Annotated in this window: 14 protein-coding genes and 3 pseudogenes; 6 read left to right on the forward strand and 11 right to left on the reverse strand. The window is 70.7% G+C overall.

The window, feature by feature from the left end:
* The 4 genes and pseudogenes from AB0958_RS30155 to AB0958_RS30170 form a co-directional block, all read right to left on the reverse strand.
* A partial coding sequence (locus AB0958_RS30155) for a cbb3-type cytochrome c oxidase subunit I (RefSeq protein ID WP_366893636.1) occupies positions 1 to 389 on the reverse strand: 389 nt, incomplete at its 3' end.
* 157 nt (positions 390 to 546) lie between these two features.
* Positions 547 to 1,620: pseudogene (locus tag AB0958_RS30160) on the reverse strand (arabinofuranosidase catalytic domain-containing protein); the annotation flags it as partial.
* Between the two features lie 54 nt (positions 1,621 to 1,674).
* Positions 1,675 to 2,598, reverse strand: coding sequence for a hydrolase (locus tag AB0958_RS30165; protein WP_366893637.1), 924 nt, complete (start codon positions 2,596 to 2,598; stop codon positions 1,675 to 1,677).
* Positions 2,599 to 2,662: 64 nt separating this feature from the next.
* Positions 2,663 to 3,616: pseudogene (locus AB0958_RS30170) on the reverse strand (arabinofuranosidase catalytic domain-containing protein); the annotation flags it as partial.
* A 663-nt stretch (positions 3,617 to 4,279) separates the two neighbouring features.
* On the opposite strand from AB0958_RS30170, the gene AB0958_RS30175 reads away from it, so the two are divergent.
* On the forward strand, positions 4,280 to 6,406 hold the full coding sequence (locus AB0958_RS30175; protein WP_366893638.1) for a beta-galactosidase: 2,127 nt from the start codon (positions 4,280 to 4,282) through the stop codon (positions 6,404 to 6,406).
* Between the two features lie 80 nt (positions 6,407 to 6,486).
* Here AB0958_RS30175 and AB0958_RS30180 read toward each other — a convergent pair whose 3' ends face one another.
* From AB0958_RS30180 to AB0958_RS30195, 4 genes are all read right to left on the reverse strand, one after another.
* The gene (locus AB0958_RS30180; protein ID WP_366893639.1) at positions 6,487 to 6,822 is read right to left on the reverse strand and encodes a hypothetical protein; all 336 of its coding nucleotides are present in this window, start codon (positions 6,820 to 6,822) and stop codon (positions 6,487 to 6,489) included.
* Positions 6,823 to 7,067: 245 nt separating this feature from the next.
* Positions 7,068 to 7,517: an ATP-binding protein gene (locus AB0958_RS30185; RefSeq protein WP_366893640.1), complete on the reverse strand. Its 450-nt coding sequence runs from the start codon at positions 7,515 to 7,517 to the stop codon at positions 7,068 to 7,070.
* Positions 7,518 to 7,571: 54 nt separating this feature from the next.
* The gene (locus AB0958_RS30190) at positions 7,572 to 9,797 is read right to left on the reverse strand and encodes a SpoIIE family protein phosphatase (protein ID WP_366893641.1); all 2,226 of its coding nucleotides are present in this window, start codon (positions 9,795 to 9,797) and stop codon (positions 7,572 to 7,574) included.
* Between the two features lie 6 nt (positions 9,798 to 9,803).
* A complete protein-coding gene (locus tag AB0958_RS30195) occupies positions 9,804 to 10,205 on the reverse strand; it encodes an STAS domain-containing protein (RefSeq protein ID WP_366893642.1) in 402 nt (133 codons plus the stop codon).
* 107 nt (positions 10,206 to 10,312) lie between these two features.
* On the opposite strand from AB0958_RS30195, the pseudogene AB0958_RS30200 reads away from it, so the two are divergent.
* Positions 10,313 to 11,131, forward strand: a pseudogene (locus tag AB0958_RS30200) (cryptochrome/photolyase family protein); the annotation flags it as partial.
* A gap of 163 nt (positions 11,132 to 11,294) precedes the next feature.
* Here the strand turns inward: AB0958_RS30200 and dps are convergent.
* On the reverse strand, positions 11,295 to 11,858 hold the full coding sequence (gene dps, locus AB0958_RS30205; protein ID WP_366893643.1) for a DNA starvation/stationary phase protection protein Dps: 564 nt from the start codon (positions 11,856 to 11,858) through the stop codon (positions 11,295 to 11,297).
* A gap of 217 nt (positions 11,859 to 12,075) precedes the next feature.
* Between dps and AB0958_RS30210 the strand changes: the two genes are divergently transcribed.
* The 3 genes from AB0958_RS30210 (at position 12,076) to AB0958_RS30220 (ending at position 17,555) form a co-directional block, all read left to right on the forward strand.
* Complete coding sequence (locus AB0958_RS30210; protein ID WP_366893644.1) at positions 12,076 to 16,257, forward strand: SpoIIE family protein phosphatase; 4,182 nt, start codon at positions 12,076 to 12,078, stop codon at positions 16,255 to 16,257.
* On the forward strand, positions 16,254 to 16,571 hold the full coding sequence (locus AB0958_RS30215) for an STAS domain-containing protein (protein ID WP_366893645.1): 318 nt from the start codon (positions 16,254 to 16,256) through the stop codon (positions 16,569 to 16,571). The genes AB0958_RS30210 and AB0958_RS30215 overlap by 4 nt, the downstream gene beginning before the upstream one ends.
* A gap of 141 nt (positions 16,572 to 16,712) precedes the next feature.
* Entirely contained in the window at positions 16,713 to 17,555 is an 843-nt protein-coding gene (locus AB0958_RS30220) for an RNA polymerase sigma factor SigF (protein WP_366893646.1), read from the forward strand.
* A 29-nt stretch (positions 17,556 to 17,584) separates the two neighbouring features.
* Here AB0958_RS30220 and AB0958_RS30225 read toward each other — a convergent pair whose 3' ends face one another.
* Positions 17,585 to 17,947, reverse strand: coding sequence for an STAS domain-containing protein (locus AB0958_RS30225; RefSeq protein ID WP_366893647.1), 363 nt, complete (start codon positions 17,945 to 17,947; stop codon positions 17,585 to 17,587).
* Positions 17,948 to 18,120: 173 nt separating this feature from the next.
* Between AB0958_RS30225 and AB0958_RS30230 the strand changes: the two genes are divergently transcribed.
* Positions 18,121 to 18,588 carry an ATP-binding protein gene (locus AB0958_RS30230; RefSeq protein WP_366893648.1) on the forward strand — a complete coding sequence of 156 codons (468 nt, stop codon included), beginning with the start codon at positions 18,121 to 18,123 and terminating at the stop codon, positions 18,586 to 18,588.
* A 70-nt stretch (positions 18,589 to 18,658) separates the two neighbouring features.
* On the opposite strand, the gene AB0958_RS30235 is transcribed toward AB0958_RS30230, so the two are convergent.
* On the reverse strand, positions 18,659 to 19,546 hold the full coding sequence (locus tag AB0958_RS30235) for a helix-turn-helix transcriptional regulator (RefSeq protein ID WP_366893649.1): 888 nt from the start codon (positions 19,544 to 19,546) through the stop codon (positions 18,659 to 18,661).
* Positions 19,547 to 19,666 lie beyond the last annotated feature (120 nt).

Here is a 19,666-nt window from a genome sequence, read left to right on the forward strand (position 1 = left end):
AGCCAGTAGGCGAACATGTTCAGCCGCGGGAAGGCGACGTCCGGCGCGCCGATCTGGAGCGGCATGATCCAGTTCGTGAAGCCGGCGAACAGCGGGGTCGCGAACATCAGCAGCATGACCGTGCCGTGCATCGTGAACGCCTGGTTGTACTGCTCCTTGGAGAGGATCTGCAGACCCGGCCGGGCGAGTTCGGCGCGCATGAGCAGCGCCATGACACCGCCGATCAGGAAGAACGCGAACGACGTGGTCAGATACAGCGTGCCGATGGTCTTGTGGTCGGTGGTGGTCAGCCACTTGACGACGACGTTTCCCGGCTGCCGCCCGCGGAGCGGCACTTCACTCTCGTAGTAGTCGGGAGCCGGGTGCTCCGGTTCGTTGAGAACAGTCACGGGTTTGCTTCTCCAGACGCTGCGGGCCATCCGCGCCTTTGAGGCGAGTCACCGGTCATCCTTGCGGCTGCGGTCCGAAGAGGGGCCGCCCGATCGGCCTCCGTACGGCCGATCGGGGGCCCGGTACCCACGAGTGGAGCAATCGGGGCTACCTGCCGTAGCCCGCGGCGTTGATGTTGGACTGTACGGCGTTCTCGGTGGCGTCCGACGGGTAGCCGGAGGTCATGACGCCTTCGTAGAAGGTGCCCGCGGCGCCGTGGCTGTTGTCGCCGCCGATGCCGAGGATGATGGCGCCCTCCTTCTTCATGGGGTTGTAGCCGGAGACGTTGGGGCGGACCCCGTTGTAGAAGGTGGACAGGGAGCCGGACTGGGCGTTGCCGCCGCGGATGGCCCACTTGTTGGCGCCGCCCTTGATGACGGCGGTGAGGTAGCGGTTGCTGATGGAGGGGTCGTTCGCGTTGTAGTGCTGGTTGACGCCGGAGAACAGGCCGTTCTCCAGGTCGGCCATGATCCAGGGGCCGTTGCCGCTGCCGTAGCCCCAGACCTTGATGTTGCCGAAGTAGATGGCCTCCATGGTGCCGTTGCCGTTGTCCCGGCTGTTGGTCTCGGCGTTGCCGTAGTCGAAGCAGCAGCCGCCGTTGTAGTGCGTGCCGTCCAGGACGGCGTACATGCCCTCCGGCTGATCACCCTTGGCGACTCCGTTGGTGCTGTTGTTGCGGTACCCGGTGCCGGGTGCGACGTAGACGCCGTAGGCCTTGTGGCCGGCGAGGGTGGTGGGTGCCGCGGTGGCGTTGGCGAGGTTGTCGTAGCCGCCCGCGGCGGGGCCGGAGAAACCGCCGGGGGGTGCCTGGGTGAGGCGGTTGTTGCGGCCGGACTGGTCGTAGATCACGGTGATGAGACAGGTGGTGCCGGCGCAGAAGGAGTCCTGGGCGGCGGCGTTGGCGACGCCTCCGGCGCTGAGGACGCCGATGTCGCGAGTGGCGTTGTCGGATGCCCGCCGTACCTGGTAGAGCGGCCCGTTGTAGGAGGCGTACAGCGCGCGAGTGGTGCTGTGGGCCGCCACGCAGGGGGTGCCGCCGGCGGCGTACAGGTCGCACGGCAGGGAGGTGGCGGCGGGAGCGGCCGGCGCGGCCGGGGCCGTTCCGGTGAGCAGGCCGACGCTGAGCGCGGCGGCCGCTCCGGTGGCGAACAGCGTGTGCCGCAGGGTGCGGGACCGTGGCCGTAGGGACATCGGTGGACTCCTTCGATGGTGGGGGGTGTGGCCCGGCGGGCGCCGGACGGGGGATCAGAACTGGGTGAAGAACTTCCAGATCTCGTTCGGCACCCAGGTCCTGGAGCCGCTGTCGCCGCCCGCGCCGTCCTGGGGCGCCGCGATGTGGCCCTCGTCGAACGCGGCCCATTCGACGGGGTGCCCGGCCGAGCAGCCGGTGTAGGCGGTGACGCGGTGTGCCAGGCTGCCCTGGGCGGGCTCGGGCGGGTTCTGCGCCGCGCAGCCGTTGTTCCTGACGAACCGGTCGCGCAGGGCACGTCCGCCCGAGATGCCGAGGACCGAGTCGCGGACGCCGTGCACGCCCAGGTAGGCGACGGGCTGGGTGCCGCCGGCACAGCCGCTGAGCTGTCCACCGGACTGGACCGCGACCGCGCGGAACACCGTGGGCCGCGCACAGGCCAGCGCGTAGGTCATGGCGGCGCCGTAGCTGAAGCCGACGGAGAAGCGCCGGGTGGTGTCGACGCACAGGGCGTTCTCGATCTGGGCGAGCACGGCGTCGGTGAGGGCGACGTCCTCACCGCCGTTGTTGGCCCAGCCGTTGTTGAGGCCCTGGGGTGCGACGAAGACGGCGGTGTTGTTCGCCAGCCGTTGCAGCCCGTAGTACGCCCAGGTGCCGTTCTCCACGGTGCGGCCCGTCGCCACGTCGGTGGCGGTGCCGCCGAGCCAGTGGAAGCCGAAGATCAACCGGTAGGCGTGGTTGCGGTCGTAGGCGTCCGGCACCTTGAGGATGTAGCTGCGGCTCTTGCCGTTGACCTGAAGGGTGTGGGTGCCGCTTGCCAGCCCGGGGGCCTTGCCGCACCCGGCTGTCGTCGCGGCGGCGCGGGCGGGCGTCGGGGTGGGACGCTGCCCGCCGCCGTGGTCCGGGGCCGTGGCCGCGGTGGTCGCGACCAGGGCGAGCAGGGTCGCGACCACGGTGGGCCATAACTTCGCTTTCTGCATCACATCACTCCTTCGCATCGCTGTCGCTCGATCAACTCGCGGAAGGCGGGCGACCGTCGGGGGCTCAGCGGTATCCGGCCGCGGTGATGTCGGCCTGTACGGCGTCGTCCGTCGCGTCGGAGGGGTAGCCGGCGGTGATGGCGCCCTCGTAGAAGGTGCCGGCGCTGAGGTTGGTGTTGCCGTTGCAGCAGTCCCCGCCGCTGCCGAGGATGATGGCGCCCTGTTTCTTCATGGGGCTGTAACCACTGGGCAGCGAACCCGCGTACAGCGTGTTCAGACCGCCGGACTGCGCGTTGCCGCCCTTGATCGCGAACCGGGAGGTGCCGTTGTTCTTCAGCATCGCGGTGACGAACTTGCTGGTGAAGGCACGCTGGTTGGCGTTCCAGGAGGTGCTGCCACCCGGGAACAGGCCCCACTCGAGATCCGCCTGCACCCATGGCCCGGATCCGGAACACCCGCCGAACCAGCACGACTTGCTGAAGTTGATGGCATCCATCGCACCCGGGCCGTCCGCCTTGCGGGTGGTCTCGCTGTTGCCGTAGTCGAAGCAGCAGCCGCTGTTGACGTGCGTGCCGCTGGTGACCATGTACATCCCCTCCGGAGCGCTGCCGGTGGGGACGCCCGTCAGGTGGCCGTCGCGCCAGTAGCTGTTGCCGGGGTTGATGTACAGGGAGTAGGCCCTGCCGCCGCCGACGGTCAGCGACTCGCTGGTGGCCTTCGCCGCCGTGTCGGACCCGCCGACGCCGCCCGGTCCCTGATAGCCCAGGTTGTTGCCGTGCCCCGACTGGTCGTAGACCCAGGTGACGACGCAGGTCGTGCCCGCGCAGAACGAGTCCTGGGCCGCGGCGTCGGCCGGTCCGCCGGCGGCGGTGACGCCGATGTTCCTGGTGGCGCTGTCGGACGCGCGCCTGACCTGGTAGAGGGGGCCGCTGTACGCGCCGTACAGGGCGCGCACGGTGCTGTGCGCGGCGATGCACGGGGTGCCGCCCGAGGCGTAGAGGTCACACGGGCCCGCGCCGACGGCGGCGGCCGGGGCCGGTGAGACCAGTGCGGCCACCAAGGCGGCGGACAGCGCTGCCACGCAGGCAGCCGCCCTGGTCGCCGCGCGTAAGAGGCCCCTTCGGGCGTGTCCGCAGACGAGCCTTCGCCATCCTGGGCATGGGCATGACATAGCTGGGCGCATGGTGAACTCCGGAAGGATTCAGCGACCTTGCGACGGGGGGGGTGGGTGTATACCGGGGTGCGCTGAGCGGAACGCGGGCGTGTTCGAAATTGTGAACGTCACTCGGAGTTTCGGACACTCTGGAATGATAGGAATCCCGTGGCAATCGTCAATGGCCCTCACAGGATTTCGTCTAGTGGGTTGACGAATTGCGGGCGGCGTCCGGCCGGGCGGGGGTTCGGCTTCGGCCGACTGCGTGGGGGGGCGTGTTCGCGGAAGCGGCCATCCCGCCGAGGTTGCGAACCTGTTTCGGGCGCTTGACCGGTGGACTTTGACTGCGTAGACATGTCAGCGCAGTCAGACGCACCCGGGCCCAGTACCGGTCACGGACATCCGGAGTCACCATGAGGCGAGCCGCAGGACGGGGCGGGAGTTCCGGTGCAGCGCGCAGCGTGGACGTGGCGGGTCCGCTGAGGTACGCCGCCGGGCCTGGCCCCACCATTCCTCGGAGGTTCCTCCATGGCGGATCTGCCCGCCCGCGTCCTGTTCGGTGCCGCGTACTACCACGAGTACACCCCCGCCTATGACCCTCAACTTCAGCCCGACGAACGGCTGAAGACCGATCTGGACCTGATGGCCGAGGCCCACTTCACCGTGATCCGGGTCGGCGAGTCGGTCTGGTCCACCTGGGAGCCCGAGAACGGCCGCTTCGACCTCGACTGGCTCCAGCCGGTCCTCGACGGCGCCCACGAGCGCGGCATCTCCGTCATCCTCGGCACCCCCACCTACGCGGTGCCGCCGTGGCTGGCCCGCCAGTACCCGGAGATCACGGGGGAGCGGCGCACCGGCGAGCGCATCGGCTGGGGCGCGCGCCAGGAGGTGGACTTCACCCACCCGGCGTTCCGCTTCCACGCGGAGCGGATCATCCGGAAGATCGTCGCCCGGTACGCCGGCCACCCGGCGGTCATCGGCTGGCAGGTCGACAACGAACCCGGCCTGCACCTCTTCCACAACCGCGGTGTCTTCCGGCGCTTCGTCGACCACCTGCGTGCCACGTACGGCGACGTCGAGACCCTCAACCGCGAGTGGGGCCTGGTCTACTGGTCGCACCGGCTGTCCGACTGGTCCGACCTGTGGACCCCGGACGGCAACGAACAACCCCAGTACGACGTCGCCTGGCGGAAGTTCCAGGCCCGGCAGGTCACCGAGTTCATCGGCTGGCAGGCCGACCTCGTCCGCGAGTACGCGAGCCCCGAGCACTTCGTCACCACCTGCATCTCCTACACCCGCCAGGGCGTCGCGGACGACGAACTGGCCGCCCGGCTCGACATCGCCGCCGGCAATCCGTACTACGACATGCAGGACGGCCTCCTGCTGCCCGACCCCACCCCCGACGAGCACGAACAGGCTTGGAAGACCACCGGGGTCTGGTCGATGTACCAGACCGCGGACTGGATGTACTCCTCCCGCCAGGAGCCCTTCCTGGTCACCGAGACCAACGCGAACTCCATCGGCTACTGCTGGGACAACCGTCCCGGTTACGACGGCCAGTGGCGCCAGACGGCGTGGGCGCACGTCGCCCGGGGCGCCCGGATGATCGAGTACTGGCAGTGGCAGACCCTGCGCTTCGGCGCCGAGACCTACTGGGGCGGTGTCCTGCCCCACAGCGGGCGGCCCGGCCGCACCTATGCCGAAATCGCCCGCCTGGGCGCCGAGTTCGAGAAAGCCGGGCCGCTCGTCGCGGGAATCGAGCCGGACGCCGACATCACGATGGTCTACTCGACGCCGAGCAAGTGGCTGATGCAGAAGTACCCGCCACTGGCCAAGCCCAGCGGCGAACCGGACCCCGCCGCCTACCACCGCATCTTCGACCCCTTCTACCGGGGCGCCTTCGACGCGGGCCGCCAGGTGCGCATCGTGCACGTCGCGCAACTGGCCGAGGACACGGCACCGGAGGAGGCCGCCCGCCGTCACCCCGTGCTGGTCGTCCCGGCCCTGTACATCGCCACCGACGCCGCCCTGGACTGGCTCACCTCCTACGCGCACGCCGGCGGCCACCTCGTGCTGGGCCCCCGCACCGGATACGCCGACCACGAGGCCCGCGCCCGGCACGAAACGGCACCCGGCCGTCTCGCCGAGGCCGCCGGTGTGCGCTACGACGAGTTCAGCAACCTGGCGGGGCCCGTACCGGTCCGCGGTGTCCCCGGCGCCCCCCTCGACGTGACCGCCGAAGCGACGGCGACGCACTGGGTCGAGTGCCTCACGCCCGTCGACGCCGAGGCGCTGGCCTCCTACGAGCACCCGCACTTCGGGCGCTGGCCCGCCGTCACCACCCGCGCACACGGCGCCGGCCGGGTCACCTGCGTGGGCACGGTCCCCGGCCGTGACCTCGCCCGGTCGCTGGCGGCCTGGGTGGCGCCGGACCCGCGCGGCGGCTGGCGGGACCTCCCCGAGACCGTGACCGTCACGACCGGGACCTCGCCGGACGGGCGGCACGTCCACGTCGTCCACAACTGGAGCTGGGAGCCCGTCCGGGTCCCCTCCCCGGTGCACCTGTCCGACGTCCTGAACGGCGACGACGTACCGGCCGGCGCGGAAGTGGACCTGGGCCCGTGGGACGTCCGCGTCCTCGTCGCAACGCCTTGACAGTCGAGCGTTCCTCGGGACACCGGAAGTTCCGTCGTCGAATCAACCGCCGTCGCCGCAGTCGGCTTCGGAAAACTTGATCACCTGGCGGTCGGGGGTACGTCGGGCAGAAGACGAGAGAGGTCGAAGAGGGAGGGGTTCACGTCGGCCGCCATGAGCAGCAGCGACAGCGGCTGCTTGCCCAGCCCCGTCACGGTCGCCCGGCGCTCCGGGCCGCTGCTCGTGGTGGGGGTGAAGAGGAGGTGGAGGCCGGCGACGTCCATGAAGGGCGTGCGAGTCAGGTCCCAGTACAGGTCGGTCACCTGCGGCGGCAGTGTGTCGACGACGGCGCGCAGCGAGGGCAGGGTGTCGAAGTCGATCTCTCCGCAGATCGACAGACGTGCGGAGGTGCCGTCGATCGTGGTGGCGATGTTCATGCGGGCGGCCCCCTTCCGGGGGTTGGTGAGCCCAAAGACGAAACACCTCTTGTGAGAGGTGGACGACGATGGCGGGGGGCCGGGTGCCCGGGATGGGGGCAACGCCCGAACTCCCCAAAGACCGACACCGAGAGATGCCGACCGGTCTCTTTGTCTCCCCCACCGTTGCACGGATACGCCTGCGGCCACGACTGCCTGGACGAATAATCTCTGTGAGGCCTGCCATCTGCCCGGGGCCCGGCTGGTCAGTTCTCAGGCTTGTGCAGATGAAGGTGGGCAACGACCCATTTTCCGGGGTCCAGGGTGATGGTCTGCACCTGGTCGCACAACCGGGTGACGAGGTGCAGGCCGTGGCCGCCGACGCGGTCGGCGGCGGGCGCCCGGAGACGCGGCGGGTGTGGGGAACTGTCCCGCACGGAGATCCGCAGTCGAGCCGCGGCCGGAATGACCTCCAGCAGGAGTTCACCCGGGCCGGGTGCGTGACGGACGGCGTTCGTCACGAGTTCACTGACGACGAGCTGGGCGTCCTGGCTCGTCCGCTCGTGGGGATGGTGTCCCGCCCGCGCCAGAAGCGAACGCACGGCCAGGCGGGCATCGGCTATGGGCGGGCCGGTGGTGCCCCAGGCGGCGCGGTAGCGCCAGCCTGGCGTAGGGCGCTGATCGTCCGGTGTCCGGTCACTGAGGATGCTGATCATGGGAGTGGGTCCCTGGTGTTCCATGGTTCTTGATTGCGGCCGAGTGGTGTCCACTCACGGGCCGACCGGTGTGGCGGTCAGGACCAGAGCTGCTTGATCGTCGTCCATGCCCGTGGAACCCGTGAACGCCTGCACCGCCCGGGTGACGGCATCGATGATCGTTTCAGGGCTGGTGTGGTGCTGCGTGACCAGAGCCTGAGTTAGGCGGTCCTCGCCGAACTGCTCCCCGTGATCGTTTCGGGCTTCGGTGATCCCGTCCGTGTAGAGCAGCAGGCTCTCGGTGGGGCGAAGGTGCAGACGGTGCGGGACGAGTTCGAGGTGCGGGGTGACGCCGAGCAGCGGGCCCTCGCACGGGACGGGGTGAGGAGCGTGAGCGCTGGTGATGTGGAGGGGGAGGGTGTGACCGGCGCGGACGAGGGTGATGTCGAGGCCGCCGTCGGGGACCGGCGCGAGATGGCCGTAGACGAGAGTCACGAAGCCGGTGCCGTGGCTGTGGGGGCGGTCGAGCAGGGCTTTGTTGATCGCCTGGACGACGGCCTCGGGGCCGGGCAGCAAGGGGGCGACGGCCCGGGCGGTGTGCCGGACGAGGGCGGTCGTGGTGGCGGCGGTGGCGCCGCGCCCGCAGACGTCCCCGAGCATGAACGCCCAGCTGCCGTCGCCGAGTGGAAAGACGTCGTAGAAATCGCCGCCGATCTCCAGCCCCTCGCCCGCGGGGTGGTAGTAGGTCGCGATCCGGGTGTCGCGCAGGGCGGGTACCTCGGGCGGGAGGAGACCGGCCTGGAGATCGCGGGCGAGAGCGACGCGTTGGGTGTACTGGCGGGCGTTGAGGGCGGCTGAGGCGGCGCGGCGGGCGAGTTCCTCGGCGAGTGCGACGGTGTGTCCGTCGAAGCTGTTCTCGCCGCTGGTGGTGAGCAGGGTGAGAGTGCCGAAGGCGCGGCCGCGGTCGAGCAGGGGCACGCAGAGGTAGCCCGTGACCTTGAGGTCGTGCCAGGGGCCGGGGCCGGTGGGGGTGCGGCGGGCGACCTCGCTCAGGCCGGAGGCCAGGACGCGGGCGACCGCGTCGTCGCCGGCGTCGTAGACCGGGATGTGGGAGGCGAGGAGTGCGTCCTCGTCCGCCGTGGGGGCCGCGGTGGCGATGCGGCGCACCCGGCCGGCCTCGATGACGTCGACGGCGCACAGCGGCGCGAGTCTGGGCGCGCACAAGGCGGCCAGACGTTGCAGGGTCTGGGTGTGATCCAGGTCGGCGGTCAGGAGTGTGCTGGCCTCCAGCAGGAAGGCGAGGTCCGCCCGGGCGGCCTTCTCCTTCGCCTCGGCGGCTCGCCGCGCCTCCTCGGCCTGGCGGCGTTCGATGGCCAGAGCCGCGGTGTCCGCGAACACCCTCGCCAGAACCAGATCGGCTTCCTGCGGCGCACGCGGGGTGCGGTGGTACATGGCGAACGTGCCCAGCAGCGAGCCGTCGCGGGCGAGGATGGGAGTGGACCAGCAGGCCGCCAGCCGTGCCCGGTCCGCGAGATCACGGAAGTCGTCCCAGAACGGGTCGGTGGAGATGTCGGTGACGATGACCGGCGCGCGGCGGTGGGCGGCGGTGCCGCAGGAGCCGACCCCTTCGCCGGTGGCGATGCCGTCGATGGCCTGGTTGTAGAAGTCCGGCAGGCTCGGTGCGGCGCCGTGGCGCAGGTGTCTGCCGTCGGCGTCGGCGAGCAGGACGGAGACGAGCACCTCCTCGGGCGTGAGGTCCTCGATGGCGCGGGCCATGCCGTCCAGTACCTGCTCCAGCGGGGCCTGGCGGGCGATCTGCTCCAGCAGCACCCGGTGCTCGGCCGTCAGCCGCTGGGCGTGCATCAGCTGCGTGGTCTCCACACCGATGACGCGTACGCCGATGACGTTGCCGCCCGCGTCCGGCCGGGGCTCGTAGGTGAAGTCGAAGAACGCCTCCCGCGCATCCGGGCCGGTACCCAGCACGACACGGGTGCTGCGGCCGACGTGCCGCTCACCGGTGCGGAAGACGCGATCGAGCAGGCCGATGAAGCCCTGGTCGGCCAGTTCCGGCATCAGCTGCCCCAGCGGCACCCCGGTGCGGGCGCGCGTCTCGCCGCCGATCGCCGTGAAGAAGGCCGGGTTGGCCGCTTCCACCATGTGCGCCGGACCGGCCAGCGAGGCGAACACGGCCGTGGACTGGCCGAACAGGACCCGTAGATCGCGCTCGGCGTCCCCCGGGTCGGGCGCGTCGTTGTCCCGGGAGAGACCAGGTGCGGGCCGTTGTTCCGAAACGTGCGTCATCGCCCGCTACCTTCCATTCGCCGAACGCAGCGAGGGACTGTCCTCGCCGCCAGGCTCTCGAACCGTGCAGCTGGCGCTCACGGCATGGTGCAGGGTGCCGTATACCCCGATCACCTGACCCAGCCCTGTCAGGGCGAACACACGCGCGACGGAGGATGGCACGGCGGCCAGTCGCAGCACGCCGCCCTGCTCGGAAAGCCGCTGGTGGATCCGGATGAGGCAGCTGATCCCCGAGGAGTCGCAGAACGTGAGCCCGGTGCAGTCGACCACCACCAGTGGCGGTCGGGGCGCCTCGCTCAGCACCTGGTCGGCGGCCTCCCGCAGTTGTACGGCGCTTTCATGGTCGAGTTCGCCGCGCAGAGTGAGCACAGACGCCGGCGCCGTCGGTCCGACCTGCACCGAGAACACCCTCCACAGCCTCCATCTCGTCTCCGGACGACCCGATGAACGATAATAGGAGACCATCGGACGAGCTCCGGTTCGTCAGGGCAAGCGCCTGCCACCAGCCCTGACGCGCGCTGCGCCGCTTCACCGAGCACCGGCTGACCGGCTTCGGTGCGCACGAGGACGCCATGCTCGCCGCCGACCCGGTGATGAGCCACAGCCTGTTGTCCTCGTCCCTGAACCTCGGGCTGCTCGACCCGCTCGAGGTGGTCACCGCCGCCGAGGACGCCTGGCACGCCGGCCGGGCGCCCGTCAACAGCGTCGAGGGCTTCGTCCGGCAGATCGCGGGCTGGCGCGAGTACGTCTGGCAGCTCTACTGGTACTTCGGCGAGGAGTACCGGCACCACAACGCCCTGGATCACCGCGTCCAGCCGCCCGCATGGTTCCTGGACCTGGACGCCGACGCCGTCACCGCCCGCTGCATGGCCACCGTGCTCGCCCAGGTCCGCGACACCGGCTGGACGCACCACATCCCCAGGCTGATGGTCCTCGGCAGCTTCGCCCTCCAGCGCGGCTGGGACCCGCGGGCCGTCACCGACTGGTTCCACCGCTGCTTCGTCGACGGATACGACTGGGTGATGCTGCCCAACGTCACCGGCATGTCCCAGTACGCCGACGGCGGCCGGATGACCACCAAGCCGTACACCTCCGGCGGGGCGTACATCCACCGCATGAGCGACCTGTGCGGCGGCTGCGCCTACCGGCCCGGCGACCGCACCGGGGAGCGGGCCTGCCCCTACACCACCGGTTACTGGTCCTTCGTCCACCGCCACCGCACGCTGCTCGCCGCCAACCAGCGCACCTCCCGTGCCGTCCAGGGCCTGGACCGCCTCACCGACGCGGAAGACGTGCTGGCCGCGAACCGCCGGTGGGACGAGCGGCCGCCCTGACCGTCGCCGGCTTCCTCGCCCCCGGGGCAGGGCGACCGAACGGACTCGCGGCGCGCGGTCGGCACCGGGCCGACCCGGGACGTTCCGGCTGAGGTGAGCCTGGCGCGCGCCTTGAGCGGCAGCAGCCACAGCCGCCCGCCGAAGCACATCGGCCCGAGGATTCTCAGCCCAGCTCGGCGCCCTTGGCCGCGGCTTCCTCCTCCGTCCGGGCCTGACCGGTGGCGAGGGTGCCGCCCGCGCTCTCCAGGTGGGCCCGCACGAACCACTGGAACTGCTCCAGGTCGCGCAGCTGCTCGATGAGCAGGTCCTCGGTGGCGGTGTCGAGGTCGCCCGCCTCCTTGATCGCGGCGCGCACCGCCTCGATCACTCCGGTGTAGACGAGGTCGAGCGCGCCGAGATGGGCGATCGCGTCGGCCCGGCCGATGGAGTAGTCGTCCCAGGTGCGGTCGGCGACGAGTGCGCCCGGCGTGCCCTGTGCGACGCCGCCGAGCGCGGCGATGCGCTCCGCCACGTCGTCCGCCATGTCCCGGACCCGGTCCACCTGCGGGTCGATCATCTCGTGCACGGCGATGAAGTGCGGCCCGACCACGTTCCAGTGCACGTGCTTGAGCGTCAGGTGCAGGTCGTTGAGCGCGTGCAGGCGGAGGCGGAGCAGACCGATCAGCCGGCCGGCCGCCTCACGCTCGATGCCGGGCACCGTGTACTTCGGGGTCAGGTCGTGCGTCATGGTTCACCTCGGTTCTCGACGGAGTGTGCGGGCGTGAGCTCGCCGCAGCACGAGTGCCCTGATGTGCCCGGATCAGACCTGGCAGAGGGGAGCGCGTCCTTCGGCGTCGGGTGAAGCTTTTGGGGCAGAGAGATAGGCGCACGACCGGGAGGTGTCCGCGTGCGCCAGGGCGACGGGGCGGTCCGGCGGCGGGCAGGCAAGAGGGGACGGGTACCGAGTGGAGCGTTCGGATCAGGCCGGACACAGGCCGCGCCCGGCGGCGAGCGACGGCGAGGTGTTCGCCGCCGACCGCGAGGTGGGCGGGGAACTCGCGAAGGTGAACTGGGCGGCCACGCCCCTGGGTCCACCCCGGCAGTGGCCGCAGAGTCTGCAGACGGCCGTCAGTATCCTGCTGTCCTCCCGGTTCCCCATGTGGATGGCCTGGGGCGAGCAACTGACCTTCTTCTGCAACGCCGCGTACCGGCGCGACACGCTCGGCCGGAAGTACCCATGGGCCCTGGGCCGGCCCGCGAACGAGGTGTGGGCCGAGATCTGGGACGACATCGGCCCGCGCATCGACGCCGTGCTCACCACCGGCGAGGCCACCTGGGACGAGGGCCTCCTGCTGTTCCTGGAACGCTCCGGGTACAGCGAGGAGACCTACCACACCTTCTCCTACAGCCCGCTGCGCGACGACGCCGGAGCCGTCGTGGGCATGCTCTGCGTGGTCAGCGAGGACACCGACCGGGTGATCGGCGAGCGGCGCATGGCCACGCTGCGCGACCTGGGATCGGACCCGAGCGTGATTCGCACCGAGCAGGAGGTGCTGGCCTTCGCCGACCGGCAACTGGACCGCAACCGAAGAGATCTGCCCTTCACCCTGACCTATCTGTTCGACGGAACCACCGCACGGCTGGCCGGTGCCACCGGCATCGCCGCCGGCCATCCGGCCGCGCCGGCCGTCATGCGGGCCGACGACCCGGACAGCGCGTGGCCCGTCGTGGTGCCGGCCGGAGGGGAGTCGGCCCTGGTACCGCTGCCGGCCGAGGCCTTCGCCGGCCTGCCGGCCGGGGACTGGCCCGAACCGCCCGTCGAGGCGCTCGTGGTCCCGCTCCTGCAGCAGGGCAGCGCTCCCTACGGCTTCCTGGTGGCGGCCCTCAACCGCTACCGCCGGCTGGACGAGGGCTACCGCGGGTTCGTCGAGCTGACCGCCGGGCACATCGCCTCCGGCATCGGCAGCGCCCGCAGCTACGAGGCGCAGCAGCGGCGGGCCGAGGAACTGGCCGAACTGGACCGGGCCAAAACCGTCTTCTTCTCCAACATCAGCCACGAGTTCCGGACCCCGCTGACCCTGATCATGGGGCCCGTCGAGGAACTGCGGACCCGGCTCGCCGACGCCGAGGAGCACGTACGGCGGGACCTCGACGTTGTCCGCCGCAACGGCCTGCGCATGGGCAAGCTGGTCAACACGCTGCTGGACTTCTCCCGGATCGAGGCCGGCCGCATGCAGGCCCGCTACGAACCGGTGGACCTGGCCGTCGTCACCGCGGAGCTGGCCAGCGTCTTCCGGTCGGCGATGGAGAAGGCCGGGCTCGCCTTCGACGTGGACTGCCCCTCCCTGGACCAGCCGGTGTACGTGGACCGCGGGATGTGGGAGAAGGTGATCCTCAACCTGCTGAGCAACGCGCTGAAGTTCACCTTCGACGGCTCGGTCCGGGTCGGCGTGCGCCGGATCGGCGGGCATGCCGAGGTCACCGTCGCCGACACCGGCATCGGTGTCCCCGAGCCCGAGATGCCCCGGCTGTTCGAGCGTTTCCACCGCATCGAGAACGCCCGCTCCCGCTCGAACGAGGGCAGCGGCATCGGGCTGGCTCTGGTGCGGGAACTCGTCGGTCTGCACGGCGGGACCATCACGGCCAGCAGCCAGGAGGGGGAGGGCACCACCTTCAGTGTCCGGTTGCCGTTCGGGACCGCCCATCTGCCCGCGGAGGCCGTGGTGCTTGAAGCAGGCGGCACCACGGCCTCCGTGAGTGCCGACCCCTACGTCCAGGAGGCCCTGCGCTGGCTGCCGGAGAGCGGCACCGGCCCGATGGACGGGGGCTCGGAGGTGCGGCCCGAGGCCGACGCGATCACGCCGGGCACCGGACCCGCCGCCGGCGCCCGGGTGCTGGTGGCGGACGACAACGCCGACATGCGCGAATACCTCATGCGCGTCCTGGCCGGGGCGGGCTACGAGGTCACCACCGTCACCGACGGTGTGGAAGCTCTCCACACCGTCCGCCGCCACCTGCCGGACCTCGTGGTCAGCGACGTGATGATGCCCCGGCTCAACGGACTCGAACTGGTGGCGAGGCTGCGCGGCGACCCGCGTACCGCCTCGGTGCCGGTGGTGCTGCTGTCGGCCCGGGCGGGGGAGGAGGCGTCGATCGAAGGGCTGCGGGCGGGCGCCGACGACTATCTGGTCAAGCCCTTCGCCGCCGCCGAGCTTCTGGCCCGGGTACGCGCGAACGTCGAGCTGGCCCGGCTGCGCGGCCATCACGTCCGTTGGCGGACCGCGCTCATCGACTCGCTGCAGGAGGCGTTCTTCGTCTGCGACGAGTCCGGGGCCGTGGTGGAGATCAACACCGCGTTCACCGACATCCTCGGCTACGGCACCGAGGGGCTGCCGTACACGCCGCTACAGCCGTGGTGGCCGGACGCCGTCACCGACCCGGAGGCGCACCGTCAGGTCGGTGACGCCTTCGCCGACCTGCTGGAGAACCCGCAGGGCTCCTACACGATTCCCGTCACCCATCGTGACGGCCATCGCCTGTGGGTGGCCGTGACCTACAACAAGGCCCAGGACCCCGAGACCGGACGCCGGGTCACCGTCGGTACCTTCCGTGACGTCACCGCGGAGCACTACGCCGTCCAGCGTGAGACGGCACTGGCCGCGCTGAGCAACTCTCTGTCCAGGGCGACCAGTCTGCCCGAGGCGCTGTCGGGTGCACTCGCCGAGCTGAGGAGCCTGTGGCGCGCACGGAGCGTGGTGGCCGCCTTGTTCGAGCGCGGCGACGTACCGGCCCTCATGGCCCCGGAGGCGGACCTGAAGTGGGAGGACCTCCCCGTGGAGCGCCGGGACGCGCTCGTGGCACTGTGCCGCCAGGCACCGCTGGCCCCGGTCGCCGAGGACAGCGGTGGCGGTGCCGGGGTGCTGCTGGAGCACCCCGACGGCCCCCTGGCCCTCTGGATCGACCTGGGGGAACAACGGCCCTTCACCCCCGAGGACCAGTTCCTGCTCTCGCTGCTGGCCGGGCACCTCACCCAGGGCCTGGTACGGGCGCACCAGATCGACCAGCAGCGGGAGACCGCGATCGCCCTGCAACGCGCCATCCTGGGACCGGCGCGGCTCCCCGAGGGCTTCGCCGTGCGCTACGAGCCCGCGACCCGCCCGCTGGAGGTGGGAGGCGACTGGTACGACACCGTGGCGCTGGCGGACGGGCGGATCGGCATCGTGGTCGGCGACTGCGTCGGGCGGGGCCTGGAGGCGGCCAGCGTCATGGGGCAGCTGCGCAGCGCCTGCCGCGCGCTGATGCTGCAGGACTCCAGCCCGTCCCGGACGCTGATGGCCCTCGACCAGTTCGCCGCGAGCGTCCCCGGAGCCTTGTGCACCACCGTCTTCTGCGGTGTCCTCGATCCGGGCACGGGCGAGCTGACGTACTCCAGCGCCGGACATCCGCCGGGTATCCTCGCGTACCCCGACGGCACCAACCGGCTTCTGGACGAGGGGCGTTCCCTGCCCCTGGCGGTGCGGCCGGGCGGGCAGCGCCCGGAGGCCGCCTGCACCCTGCCCGCGCGGTCCACGCTGCTGCTGTACACCGACGGGCTCGTGGAACGACGACGCCGACCGCTCAGCGCCGGGATCGACCAGGCCGGCGAAGCCGTGCAGCACGGCCGTGCCATGCCCGTCGACGACCTCGCCACGGAGGTGATGGCGCGGCTCGCGCCGGCCGGCGGTTACGACGACGACGTGGCGCTGCTGCTCTACCGTCATCCGGCGCCGCTGGAGATGTCCTTCCCCGCGGAGTCCGCTCAGCTGGCGCCGGTCCGCAAGGCGTTGCGCAACTGGCTCGCGCAGTGCGAGCTGCCCCCGAACACCGTGCAGAACGTCCTGGTGGCCGCGGGGGAAGCGTGCGCCAACGCCATCGAGCACGGCCACCGGCACGCCCCCGGGCAGGCCGTCCGGCTGCGCGCCGAGGCTCTCGTGGACGACCTGCGCCTCACGGTCGCCGACAGCGGCCGGTGGAAGGTCCCCCAGCCCGAGCTCAACACCCACCGCGGGAGGGGCATGATCCTGATGCGGGCCATGATGCAGCACGTGACCGTCACCGCCGGCCCCACCGGCACCACCGTCGACATGCAGATGAGGATCGCCCGATGACCACCCCGCTCACGCTCACCTCAGGCCGGCGACCGGACGGAACGCCCAGCCTCACGGTCGGCGGCGAGATCGACATGAGCAACGCCGGCACCCTCTCCGACGCCCTGGCCGGTAGGCCTGGACCCCTCGTCCTGGACCTGACCGCGGTGGAATACCTCGACAGCGCCGGGCTGAGCGTGCTCTTCGCCCACGCCGACCGGCTGGAACTCGTCGTCACGTCCTTGCTGGAGCCCGTCGTCGTCTTCTCAGGCCTCGCCGATCTGGTCACGGTGCACGGACTCAGCCCTGACGACGACGAGCGACGACGGAATTGACCGGCGCAGCCGGAGCAGGCGAGCCCGCCCCTGGATTCACCCAGAGTACGAGCGTGAGCCCGGGATGACGGGGTAAGCGGAGCGTCGTCGGCCGTTTCAGTGGGCGGCAGTGGTGGGACCAACCGTGGGAGGGGAAGCAGCATGGCAGGCAGCGCGTCGGCGATGCGGACTCGGACGATCGACTTGCCGGAGGTCGCGGATCCCTCCCAGGTGGCGCCCAAGGACGCGCGCGAGTTGTCGAAGCTGTTCTTCGACCGGTTGGCGGTGATGGAGGAGGGCACGGCCGACTACCAGTACGCCCGGAACACGCTGATCGAGATGAACATGTCCCTGGTCCGCTATGCGGCCGGCCGGTTCCGCAGCCGGGGCCCGGAGGAGATGGAGGACATCGTCCAGGTCGGCATGATCGGCCTGATCAAGGCGATCGACCGGTTCGAGATCTCCCGTGAGGTGGAGTTCACCTCCTTCGCGGTGCCGTACATCGTGGGCGAGATCAAGCGGTTCTTCCGGGACACCACCTGGGCCGTGCACGTGCCCCGGCGTCTCCAGGAGGCCCGCGTCCAGCTCGCCAAGGCGACCGAGGAACTGCGCAGCCGTCTCGACCGTGATCCGACGGTCAAGGAGCTGTCGGAGCTGATGAGCCTGCCCGAGGACGAGGTCCGCGAGGCCCGCCTCGCCTCGAACGGCTACAACTCCTCGTCCCTGGATGCCGCGATCAACGGCAGCGAGGACGGCGAAAGCGCCCTGCAGGACTTCATCGGTACCGAGGACGCGGCGCTGGAGCTCGTGGAGGACTTCCACGCCCTCGCCCCGTTGATCGCCGAACTCGACGAGCGTGACCGGAAGCTCATCCACATGCGCTTCGTCGAAGAACTCACCCAGGCTCAGATCGGCGAACACCTCGGAGTCTCGCAGATGCAGGTCTCCCGTCTGCTGTCCCGGTGCCTGGTCCGACTGCGCGAGGGCATGCTCACGACCGGCTGACCCATTCCGAGGTGCCGTTCTGATGCGGATCAGACGTCAAGGGCGTCGCGCAGCGTGGAGTGGCAGGGTATGACCTCGGCGAGGCCGACGATCCCGAAGATCTCCGACACGTGGGGGCCGGGGGCCGCGAGCCGCAGCTGGCCGCCATGGTGCTGCGCGGCGTGATGAGCGGCGATGAGGGCGTTGACGCCGCTGGAGTCCATGAAGGTGACGTCGCTGAGATCCAGCACCGTCGCGTGAGCGGCAGCGTCATGAGCGGTCAGGGCGTCCAGCAGCTGTGGAGCGCCGTCGAAGTCGATCTCGCCGCACGCCGTGACCACCCTGACGCCGCGGTGATGGCTCAGGTGGATCGACAGCCGTGAGCCCGCTGTCGGTGTGTCCTTGTCCGTCACGGTCCCTCAGCAAGTGTCGGTGACGCCGTACCCCAGCACTTCCTCGGCGACGATCTGCTCGGCCATGGTACTGGTATTGCTCTCGGAAGGCCCTGCCACAGGTACACCTCGCGCCGATGCGGTACCCGTCCGGGCGGACGACGTACGCGAGCAGGGCGGGAGTGACAGGTCGGATGGGTGCGGACCCGGAACGTCAGAGTTGCCATGGACCCATTCCAGTCGCGGTCGAGGAGACCCTGACGCTGTCGGGAGACGGCTCCTGCATCGCCGAGGCCCGTGACCTGGCTGCCGCGTTCCTCACCGGGAAGGCGGCAGCCCGCGGTCCAGGCGGTCGTACGAAGGTGTCGAGGCGCATCGTGGCCGTGACGCAGCTCGTGGTCAGCGAGCTGGTCACCAACGCCTGCAAGCACGCGCCCGGCCCTGTTCTGCTGCGGCTGCGTCTGGCGGACGAGGCGGTGGAGGTGGAGGTCCGGGACAGCCATCCCGAGATACCGACGGCGCGGCAGGCGGACCCGTACAGGGTGGGCCAGCACGGCCTGGAGATCGTGAAGGCCATTGCGGCCGACCTTGCCGTAGTGCCGGAGCCGACCGGTAAACGAATCACCGCCCGCATCCTCTTCGCCCCCCCGCCCCCGGCCTGACCTTGCCGGCCAGGGGGCCTCGCCGTCCTGATCCCTCTGATCCCGCCCTCCCCGGCCTCACCCGGCGACGTCAGTCGGCTCCTTGCTCTGTGGGAGAGCCGGCGTCCTGAGTGGCGGCCCAGGAGGCGAGCAGACGCAGTCCCTCTTCGGAGGGTGAGCCGGGTTCGGCGGTGTAGACGGTCAGGCTCAGGCCGGGTTCGGCGGTCATCTCCAGGCCCTCGAAGGCGAGGGTGAGATCGCCGACGGCGTGGTGGTGGAAGCGTTTGGTGCCGGTGCCGTGGTGACGGACGTTGTGGGCGCCCCAGCGGGTGCGGAAGTCGTCGCTTCGGGTGGACAGCTCGCCGACGAGGTCGTGGAGGTCCTTGTCGTGGGGGTTGCGGCCGGCTTCGGTGCGCAGGATGGCGACGGCCATGTCGGCGGCCTGCTCCCAGTCCGGGTAGAAGCGGCGCGAGGCGGGGTCGAGGAACTGGAAGCGGGCCAGGTTGGCCTGGTTGCCAGGTGTGGCGTAGAGGTCGTCGTAGAAGGCGCGGGTGAGCTGGTTGACGGCGACGATGTCCATGCGGCCGTTGCGTACGAACGCGGGTCCGGCGGTGACGGCGTCCAGCACCCACTGCAGGCTGCGGTGCGGTGACCAGGCCCGCGTGGTGCGGCGGCGTGGCCGGGTCAGGGCGTCGGTGCCGTCCGCGGCTTGGGCCAGGTTCAGCAGGTGGGAGCGCTCGGCGTCGTCGAGCCGGAGGGCGCGGGCGACGGCTTCGAGGACGGCCGGGGAGACGCCGGCGAGGTTGCCGCGTTCCAGCTTGGCGTAGTACTCCACGCTCACGTCGGCCAGGGCGGCGACCTCGCTGCGGCGCAGGCCGGGAACCCGGCGGCGGGCGCCGGAGGGCAGGCCCGCCCGCTCGGGGGTGATCTTCGCGCGCCGCGAGGTGAGGAACTCGCGGATCTCTGCTCGGTTGTCCACGCTCTCGACCGTACGTCGCGTCCGCTGCCATAGGGATGTACTGCCAGTACACCTCTCGACGGTGCCTCGCTGCGCGCGCCGGGAGCGGGTTACCTGGATGGTGTGGTGCTTTCCGCCCGC

Source organism: Streptomyces sp. NPDC006655 (assembly GCF_040703965.1).
GTDB lineage: Bacteria > Actinomycetota > Actinomycetes > Streptomycetales > Streptomycetaceae > Streptomyces.

Bases quoted from the DNA above. Each gene is read 5' to 3' on its own strand.
- AB0958_RS30165 (WP_366893637.1), bottom strand. From the start codon at position 2,598: ATGCAGAAAGCGAAGTTATGGCCCACCGTGGTCGCGACCCTGCTCGCC.
- AB0958_RS30175 (WP_366893638.1), top strand. From the start codon at position 4,280: ATGGCGGATCTGCCCGCCCGCGTCCTGTTCGGTGCCGCGTACTACCAC.
- AB0958_RS30180 (WP_366893639.1), bottom strand. From the start codon at position 6,822: ATGAACATCGCCACCACGATCGACGGCACCTCCGCACGTCTGTCGATC.
- AB0958_RS30185 (WP_366893640.1), bottom strand. From the start codon at position 7,517: ATGATCAGCATCCTCAGTGACCGGACACCGGACGATCAGCGCCCTACG.
- AB0958_RS30190 (WP_366893641.1), bottom strand. From the start codon at position 9,797: ATGACGCACGTTTCGGAACAACGGCCCGCACCTGGTCTCTCCCGGGAC.
- dps (WP_366893643.1), bottom strand. From the start codon at position 11,858: ATGACGCACGACCTGACCCCGAAGTACACGGTGCCCGGCATCGAGCGT.
- AB0958_RS30215 (WP_366893645.1), top strand. From the start codon at position 16,254: ATGACCACCCCGCTCACGCTCACCTCAGGCCGGCGACCGGACGGAACG.
- AB0958_RS30220 (WP_366893646.1), top strand. From the start codon at position 16,713: ATGGCAGGCAGCGCGTCGGCGATGCGGACTCGGACGATCGACTTGCCG.
- AB0958_RS30230 (WP_366893648.1), top strand. From the start codon at position 18,121: ATGGGTGCGGACCCGGAACGTCAGAGTTGCCATGGACCCATTCCAGTC.